Consider the following 8,650-nt stretch of genomic DNA (forward strand, 5'->3'; position numbering starts at 1 on the left):
CAGCACCCGGTCGATCCGGCGGGTACGCCGATCTGGTTGCGGTGCAACGTAATCAGCCGCGTCGAGCACCGACTGCCCCCAGGCGTCGATGGCTTGCTCGCCGGACGGGGGAAGGATCGGCGGGCGTTGCCACTGGTCGAAGGACGCCAGTTGTGCCCGCAGGCCGTCGATGCCCGACCCATGGTGCGCGACGACCGCGACCACCGGAACTCCCAGCGCCGTCGACAACGCCTCGACGTCGATCCGGCCGCCGCGGGAGGTCAACTCGTCGCCCATGGTCAGCGTGAGCAAGCACGGCAGGTCCAGCCGTAGCACTTGGCCGATCAGCATGATAGAGCGACGCAGCGTGGTCGTGTCGGCGACCAGTACCACCGCGTCGGGCCCGTCGATGTCCGGGTACTTGCCGGTCAACAGGTCGGTGACCACCTGCTCGTCCGGGCTGATCGGGTCGAGGCTGTAGGTGCCGGGCAGGTCCTCCACGGCGATCGAGACGCCGTCCACGCTGGTGGTACCGACGCTGCGTCCGACGGTGACGCCCGGGTAGTTACCGGTCTTGGCGCGCAACCCGGTCAGGTGGTTGAAGACACTGGTCTTACCGGCATTGGGGCTGCCCACCAGCGCAACTCGCCGGATACCGGCGACGGTGACCGGCGCGGCATCGACGTCGTGGCAGGCCGTCATTGATCCGGTTCGGGAACGACTTCGATCAGTTGCGCCTCGCGTCGGCGCAGGCACAGCTCAGTGTCCTGAACCCGGTAGATGGTGGGGTCGCCCAGCGGTGCGCGGCGGATCACGTCGACCTGGGCCCTCGCGCGAAAGCCCAGCTGGACCAGCCGGCTTGCCACCGCGGAGGTCGCCTGCGGCACGGTGCCCACGACCGTCGCCCGCCCGCCTGGCGGCAGCTGGGCGAGCACGATCACCGATCCGGATTGATCGCGTGCGCGTTGCGCCCGAGTAGCCATTATCGGTCCAACATTAGCCTTTCTTACCTTAGTTAGGTATACCTAACTTGCGCAGTCCGGCCGGGGTTCACAGCCCCGCTCCGGCCACCCGCCAGGTGTTGGCGCCAGCCGATTCCCGGATGCCGCCACCCATCATTTAGCCTGGTGGGTGCGTGGCAGGCCAGCGCGAGGGCCGCCACATCCTGCGACAGAGGAGCTTTCGGTGTCAGCCGATGTGTCCGCCGAGCCCGCCGATTTGGCGGAAGGCCGCGCCCGTTGGCGCGTGGCGGTGGCGGGTGTGCTGGCCAAGAGCACACGGCGCGATGCGGACGAGCTTGGGCCCGAACCCGAGCGGCTGCTCGACAGTCCGACCTACGAGGGCTTTGCCATCCATCCGCTGTACACCGCGCTGGATGCGCTACCGGAACCGCCGCTGCCGGGCGAGTGGCCATATCTGCGTGGCGGCGACGCGCTGCGCGACGTCAAGTCCGGCTGGAAGGTCGCCGAGGCGTTTCCGGCCCAGGCGGTGCCCGGGGTGGCGGCCGAGGACGTCAACACCGCGGTGTTGGCAGCGCTCGGTGAAGGCGCCAGCGCGCTGCTGATCCGGGTGGGGGAGTCCGGTGTGGCACCGACCCAGCTGGAGAAGGTGCTCGACGGCGTCTACCTGAGCATGGCGCCGGTCATCCTCGATGCCGGCGCCGACTACTCCGCGGCCTGCGACGCGCTGCTAGCGCTGGTCGCCGAGGTGGAACCCGATCAGCGCGGCACCCTGTCGGTCGACCTGGGCGCCGACCCGCTGACGGCGCTGCTCAGTGGCCGTCCGGTTCCGCCGCTCGAGGATGTCGTCGCGGTGGCTACCCGGGTGGCCGGCCAGCACGGGGTGCGGGCGATCGCGGTCGACGGGCCCGCCTTCCACAATCTGGGCGCCAACGCCGCGTGGGAACTTGCCGGCAGCATCGCGGCCGCGGTGGCCTACGTGCGAACGCTCATCGAGGGCGGCGTCTCGCTGGGCGATGCGCTACGGCAGATCAGCTTTCGGCTGGCCGCCGACGACGATCAGTTCATGACGGTGGCCAAGATGCGCGCTGCGCGTCAACTGTGGGCCAGGGTTGCCGAGGTCGTCGGTGATCCGCAGAGCGGCGCGGCCGTGGTGCATGCCGAGACATCGCTGCCGATGATGACGCAGCGCGACCCGTGGGTGAATATGTTGCGCAGCACCCTGGCGGCGTTCGGCGCGGGGGTCGGCGGCGCCGACACGGTCCTGGTGTTGCCGTTCGATGTGGCGATTCCGGGCGGATTCCCCGGCATGGCAACGAGCTTCGCGCGCCGAATGGCCCGAAACGTGCAGTTGCTGCTGCTGGAAGAGTCACACGTTGGCCGCGTGCTGGACCCGGCCGGCGGGTCGTGGTTCGTCGAGGACCTGACCGAGCAGCTGGCGCAGCAGGCCTGGGAGCATTTCCAGGCCATCGAGGCGCACGGCGGATTCGTCGACGCCCGCGACCACATCGCCGGCCAGATCGCCGAGATCGCGGCCAAGCGCGCCGACGACATAGCGCATCGCCGGACCGCGGTCACCGGCGTCAGCGAATTCCCGAATCTCGGCGAACCGCCTCTGCCGCAGAGCGATTGGCCGGGCACACCGCTTGCCGCAGGCAATTTGTTACGGTATGCGGCCGGGTTCGAAGCGCTGCGCGACCGTTCGGACGTGTACCTGGCCGATACCGGTTCACGGCCGCAGGCGCTGTTACTGCCGCTGGGACCGTTGGCCGAACACAACATCCGTACGACCTTCGCGTCGAATTTGCTTGCCTCGGGTGGTATCGAGGCGATCAACCCCGGGACAGTCGATGCCGACGGTGTCGCACGGGCGGTTTCCGATGCAGGGTCGCCCACGGTAGCGGTCATCTGCGGCACCGACACCCGATACGGCACCGAGGCGGCCGGCATTGTCGAGGCGGCGCATCATGCGGGGGTTTCGCACGTCTGCCTGGCCGGGCCGCCGAAGGCGCTGGAAGGCACTGCGGAGACAACAGACCCCGAACATCGACCCGACGAGTTTCTGACCGCGAAAATCGATGCGGTCAAAGTGCTCTCGAGTCTGCTCGCCCGGCTAGGAGCCTGAGGGAGGCCAGCCACGATGACCACCACCGCACCAGTCGTCGGCAGTTTCGCCGACATCCCGCTGCGCAGCGAGCGCACCGTGCAGCCGCCAACCGAAGCCGCGCTGGAAAAGCACGTCGCAGCGGCCGCGGCAGCGTCCTGGTACACACCCGACCAGCTGATCTGGCACACCCCGGAAGACATCGATGTCAAACCGGTGTACATCGGCGCGGATCGTGCAGCCGTCGAAGCCGACGGCTATCCGCTGGACAGTTTCCCCGGCGATCCGCCGTTTGTACGCGGCCCCTACCCGACCATGTACGTCAACCAGCCGTGGACAATCCGCCAATACGCCGGGTTCTCCACCGCCGCGGAGTCCAACGCGTTCTATCGCCGCAACCTCGCCGCCGGCCAGAAGGGGCTGTCGGTGGCCTTCGACCTGGCCACCCACCGCGGTTACGACTCCGACCATCCACGCGTGCAGGGTGATGTCGGAATGGCAGGTGTGGCAATCGATTCCATCTTGGATATGCGGCAACTGTTCGACGGCATCGACCTGTCGACGGTGTCGGTGTCGATGACCATGAACGGCGCGGTGCTGCCGATCTTGGCGCTCTACGTGGTGGCCGCGGAGGAGCAAGGGGTGCCGCCGGAGAAGCTGGCCGGCACCATCCAGAACGACATCCTCAAAGAATTCATGGTTCGAAACACTTACATCTATCCGCCCAAGCCGTCGATGCGGATCATCTCCGACATCTTCGGTTACACCAGCGCGAAGATGCCGAAGTTCAATTCGATCTCGATCTCCGGCTACCACATCCAAGAGGCCGGTGCCACTGCGGATTTGGAGCTGGCCTACACACTGGCCGACGGTGTCGATTACATCAGAGCGGGCTTGGACGCCGAGCTGGACATCGACAAGTTCGCCCCCCGGCTGTCCTTCTTCTGGGGCATCGGGATGAACTTCTTCATGGAGGTCGCAAAGCTGCGCGCTGGGCGGCTGCTGTGGAGCGAGCTAGTCGCACAGTTCAACCCGAAGAGTTCCAAATCGCTGTCACTGCGCACACACTCGCAGACCTCGGGCTGGTCGTTGACCGCGCAGGACGCCTTCAACAACGTCGCCCGCACCTGCATCGAGGCGATGGCCGCGACCCAGGGACACACCCAGTCGCTGCACACCAATGCGCTCGACGAGGCGCTGGCGCTCCCGACGGACTTCTCTGCCCGGATTGCCCGTAACACACAGCTGTTGCTGCAGCAGGAGTCCGGTACCACCAGGCCGATCGACCCCTGGGCCGGCTCCTACTACGTGGAGTGGTTGACCTATCAGCTGGCGCAGCGGGCGCGTGCCCACATCGCCGAAGTCGCCGAGCACGGCGGCATGGCGCAGGCCATCAGCGACGGCATTCCGAAGCTGCGCATCGAGGAGGCGGCGGCCCGCACTCAGGCCCGCATCGACTCCGGGACCCAGCCGGTGATCGGGATCAACAAGTACCAGGTCGAAGAGGACCAGGAGGTCGAGGTCCTCAAGGTCGAGAACAGCCGGGTGCGTGCCGAGCAGCTGGCCAAACTGCAAGACCTGCGGGCAAATCGGGACCGGCAGGCGGTTGACGCCGCCCTGGCCGAGTTGTCGCGTGCCGCCGCCGCCCACGGCCGCGCGGGTGAAGACGGACTGGGCAACAACTTGTTGGCGCTGGCGATCGACGCGGCCCGGGCCAAGGCCACCGTGGGCGAGATCTCCGATGCACTGGAAAAGGTATACGGCCGGCACCAGGCGGAGATCCGTACTATCGCCGGGGTCTACCGCGACGAAGCTGGAAAGGCCGGCAACATGGTTACCGCCACCGAACTCGTCGAGAAGTTCGCCGAGGCCGACGGTCGCCGCCCGAGGATTCTGGTGGCCAAGATGGGGCAGGACGGCCACGACCGCGGTCAGAAGGTGATCGCAACGGCCTTCGCGGACATCGGTTTCGACGTCGATGTCGGGGCGCTGTTTTCCACGCCTGACGAGGTGGCCCGCCAAGCGGCCGACAACGACGTGCACGTGGTCGGGGTGTCCTCACTGGCGGCCGGCCACCTGACGTTGGTGCCTGCGCTGCGAGACGCGTTGGCCGAGGCGGGCCGGCCGGACATCATGATCGTGGTCGGCGGCGTCATCCCGCCGGGCGACTTCGACGAGCTGTACGCCGCCGGAGCCGCGGCGATCTTCCCGCCCGGCACGGTGATCGCCGACGCCGCCATCGATCTGCTGAACAAGCTGGCCGAGTGCCGCGGGTACACCCTTAGCTAGATGGCAACCGAGAAGGGCGACGACGGCGTCGACGAACTCGCCGCAGCTGTCCGCCGTCGCGACCGTGCGGCGCTGCCGCGGGCCATCACCCTGGTGGAGTCCACCCGCCCCGACCATCGCGAATCGGCTCAGCAGTTGCTGCTCGCGTTGATGCCGGATGCCGGAAGTGCCCACCATGTCGGCATCACCGGGGTCCCCGGAGTGGGCAAGTCGACGACCATCGAGGCGCTCGGCATGTATTTGATCGAGCGAGGGCATCGGGTGGCGGTGCTGGCCGTCGACCCGTCGTCGACTCGCACCGGCGGATCGATCCTGGGCGACAAAACCCGGATGCCACGGCTGGCAGCACATGCAGACGCTTATATCCGCCCGTCACCGACATCGGGCACGCTCGGCGGGGTGGCCAAGGCCACCCGAGAAACCATCGTGCTGTTGGAGGCTGCCGGCTTCGACGTGATCTTGGTAGAGACCGTCGGCGTCGGCCAATCCGAGGTGGCGGTGGCCAATATGGTCGACACCTTTGTCTTTCTGACCCTGGCACGCACCGGTGATCAGTTGCAGGGCATCAAGAAAGGCGTCCTGGAGTTGGCCGACATCGTCGTGGTGAACAAGGCTGACGGCGAGCACGTGCGCGAGGCGGGCAAAGCCGCACGCGACCTTTCCGGAGCGATCCGGCTGATCTATCCACGCGAAACCCTCTGGCGTCCACCGGTTCTCACCATGAGTGCGCTGGAAGGTACCGGGCTGGAGGAGCTTTGGGAGACGGTCGAGCGCCATCAGAAGGTACTTGGCGAGGCAGGCGAGTTCGAGGCGCGGCGGCGAGCGCAGCAGGTCGACTGGACCTGGCAGATGGTGCGGGACACCGTACTGGACCGGATGCTGTCCAACCCTGCGGTGCGCAAAGGTCGCGCCGAGGTAGAGCGGCAGGTGCTGGCTGGGGAATTAACGCCGGCCATGGCAGCTCAGCAAATACTTAAGCTCGCATCGATAACGGAAGGGTAAATATCAAGTTGTTTGCCGGACGGGAACGGTAAGTTCAACGGTATGACCCTCGAAGTGGTGGGCAATCGCCGGTCAGTGCTGCCGCGCGGTGTTCACGGCGCAGCCGATCCACACTTTGCCTGCGCGGTGCGCAGCTTCGCCAGTATGTTCCCGGGCCGGCGGTTCGGCGGCGGGGCGCTGGCGGTGTATCTCGACGGGGAACCTGTTGTAGACGTGTGGACCGGGTGGTCGGACCGGCGCGGACGGGTGCCGTGGTCGGCGGACACCGCGACCATGGTGTTCTCGGCGACGAAGGGCATGGCGTCCACCGTCATTCACCGGCTCGTCGACCGCGGACTGATCGATTACGACGTACCGGTCGCCGAATACTGGCCCGCGTTCGGCGCAAACGGGAAAGCGAACATCACTGTCCGCCAAGTGATGCGGCACCAAGCCGGTCTGTCGGCGCTGCACGGTGCCAGCAAGGAAGACCTGCTGAACCACGAAGTGATGGAAGAACGACTGGCGGCAGCGCGCCCCGGCTACTCGTTCGGCAGGTCGGCCTACCACGCGTTGACCTACGGCTGGCTGGTGTCGGGTCTGGCCCGCGCGGTGACTGGACAGGGCATGCGAGAGTTGTTCCGCCAGGAGTTGGCCGAGCCGTTGGGCATCGACGGCCTGCACCTGGGCCGCCCGCCCGTCGACTCGCCGACCCGGGCCGCGCAGATCATCATGCCGCAGAGCGCCATCGCTAATCCGCTTTTCAACGCGGTGGCACCGACAATCGCCGCGCTGTCAATATCGGGCGGATTCGGTTCCATGTATTTCCCCGGCATGAAATCCTTTGTCCAAGGCGATATCCCGTTAATGGACGGGGAGATCCCGGCAGCTAACGGGGTGGCGACGGCGCGCGGGCTGGCTCGGATGTACGGTGCGATCGCCAACGGCGGCCGAATCGACGGTACCCAGTTCCTGTCCCGCGAGCTGTCGACGGGCCTCAGCGGCGCACCCAACCTGCGACCGGACGGCAACTTGTTGATACCGTTGGCATTCCATCTCGGCTATCACCGCTTGCCGTTCGGTGTGATACCCGGATTCGGGCATGTGGGCCTGGGTGGCTCGCTCGGTTGGGCCGATCCCGAAAATGGCCTGGGATTCGGGTTCGTGCACAACCGATTGCTGTCCCCGTTCGTCGTCGTCGATCACGCCGGTTTCGTAGCGACCGGCACGCTGTGCCGACGGGCTGCCGCCGAAGCCCGGAAACACGGACTCGAGAGGGTGGCCGACTTCGGCTCGCCCTTCTCCGAGCCGGGAGCCGTTGCGGGCTAACGGTTTTACTCAGCGCTCTCGAGCCGAAAGCCGACCTTCAAGGTCACCTGGAAGTGCGCGATGGCCCGGTTCTCCAGGTGGCCGCGGATGCTTGGGCACATCATGCGGCTCATGACGGCGAGGCCCAACATAAACGCGATCCCGGCCGTCGTCGCCGCCACGCCGGGCATCGTGAACTACAACGATCTGCCGCTGAGGCTTCGCCGCGGCGTGGTCCCCGTCCTGAACAACTGAGGAACGTACCAGGGGACGGGGGCGCACTGGCCGCAGTAGGGCACTGGCGGGGCGGGGGCGCACTTGTTGCGGCCACCAGAACCAGCGTCCGAGCAGCGCGGCGATTGAAGGCGTCATGAACGAGCGCACGACCAAGGTGTCGAACAACAAGCCCAGGCCGATGGTGGTACCGACCTGACCGATAATCCGCAGGTCGCTTACCGCCATGGACATCATCGTGAAGGCGAACACCAGGCCCGCATTCGTCACGACCTTGCCGGTACCGCCCATTGCACGGATGATGCCCGTTTTTATTCCACCGGCTATTTCCTCTTTCATCCGGGATACCAGCAGCAAATTGTAGTCAGACCCTACCGCCAAAAGGATGATCACCGACATCGGAAGCACCATCCAGTGCAATTTGATGCCCAGAAAATACTGCCAGATGAGCACGGAGAGCCCGAAGGAAGCGCCCAGCGAAAGCGCCACCGTCCCCACGATCATCAGTGCGGCCACAAAACTTCGCGTGATCATGAGCATGATCATGAAAATAAGGCAAAGCGCGCCAACTCCCGCGATCAAGAGATCGTATTTAGAGCCGTCTCGGAAGTCCTTAAAGGTCGACGCGGTGCCAGCGATATAGATCTTGGCGTCTGCCAGAGGTGTCGTCTTGAGCGCCTCCTCGGCCGCCGTCCTTATCCGATCGATACGCGCTACGCCCTCGGGCGTGGCGGGATCGCCCCTATGCGAAATGATGAATCGAGCCGCCTTCCCATCCGGAGACAAGAAAGAATTC

The 8,650-nt window shown here is 66.1% G+C and carries 7 protein-coding genes and 1 pseudogene; 4 read left to right on the forward strand and 4 right to left on the reverse strand.

Going from position 1 to position 8,650, the window contains the following annotated elements:
• Together VNW74_RS16585 and VNW74_RS16590 are read right to left on the reverse strand one after the other, a co-directional pair.
• A partial coding sequence (locus tag VNW74_RS16585; RefSeq protein WP_325678683.1) for a FeoB small GTPase domain-containing protein occupies positions 1–681 on the reverse strand: 681 nt, incomplete at its 3' end.
• Positions 678–962 carry a FeoA family protein gene (locus VNW74_RS16590; RefSeq protein ID WP_325678685.1) on the reverse strand — a complete coding sequence of 95 codons (285 nt, stop codon included), beginning with the start codon at positions 960–962 and terminating at the stop codon, positions 678–680. The genes VNW74_RS16590 and VNW74_RS16585, both read right to left, overlap by 4 nt.
• 202 nt (positions 963–1,164) lie before the next feature.
• On the opposite strand from VNW74_RS16590, the gene mutA reads away from it, so the two are divergent.
• Genes mutA through VNW74_RS16610 form a run of 4 tightly spaced genes read left to right on the forward strand, consistent with a single transcriptional unit; the run spans position 1,165 to position 7,641 of the window.
• Complete coding sequence (gene mutA, locus VNW74_RS16595; protein ID WP_325678687.1) at positions 1,165–3,063, forward strand: methylmalonyl-CoA mutase small subunit; 1,899 nt, start codon at positions 1,165–1,167, stop codon at positions 3,061–3,063.
• Positions 3,064–3,078: 15 nt separating this feature from the next.
• A complete protein-coding gene (gene scpA, locus VNW74_RS16600) occupies positions 3,079–5,331 on the forward strand; it encodes a methylmalonyl-CoA mutase (protein WP_325678689.1) in 2,253 nt (750 codons plus the stop codon).
• Positions 5,332–6,333 (forward strand): methylmalonyl Co-A mutase-associated GTPase MeaB, encoded by a 1,002-nt coding sequence (gene meaB, locus VNW74_RS16605; RefSeq protein WP_325678691.1) that lies wholly within the window; start codon positions 5,332–5,334, stop codon positions 6,331–6,333.
• Between the two features lie 42 nt (positions 6,334–6,375).
• Positions 6,376–7,641: a serine hydrolase domain-containing protein gene (locus VNW74_RS16610; RefSeq protein ID WP_325678693.1), complete on the forward strand. Its 1,266-nt coding sequence runs from the start codon at positions 6,376–6,378 to the stop codon at positions 7,639–7,641.
• 5 nt (positions 7,642–7,646) lie between these two features.
• Here the strand turns inward: VNW74_RS16610 and VNW74_RS31795 are convergent, their stop codons facing one another.
• Positions 7,647–7,811 (reverse strand): dodecin domain-containing protein, encoded by a 165-nt coding sequence (locus VNW74_RS31795; RefSeq protein WP_349256800.1) that lies wholly within the window; start codon positions 7,809–7,811, stop codon positions 7,647–7,649.
• 43 nt (positions 7,812–7,854) lie between these two features.
• Positions 7,855–8,650 (reverse strand): annotated as a pseudogene (locus VNW74_RS16615) (MMPL family transporter); the annotation flags it as partial.

The organism is Mycobacterium sp. (genome assembly GCF_035570115.1).
In the GTDB taxonomy this organism is placed as follows: Bacteria; Actinomycetota; Actinomycetes; order Mycobacteriales; family Mycobacteriaceae; genus Mycobacterium.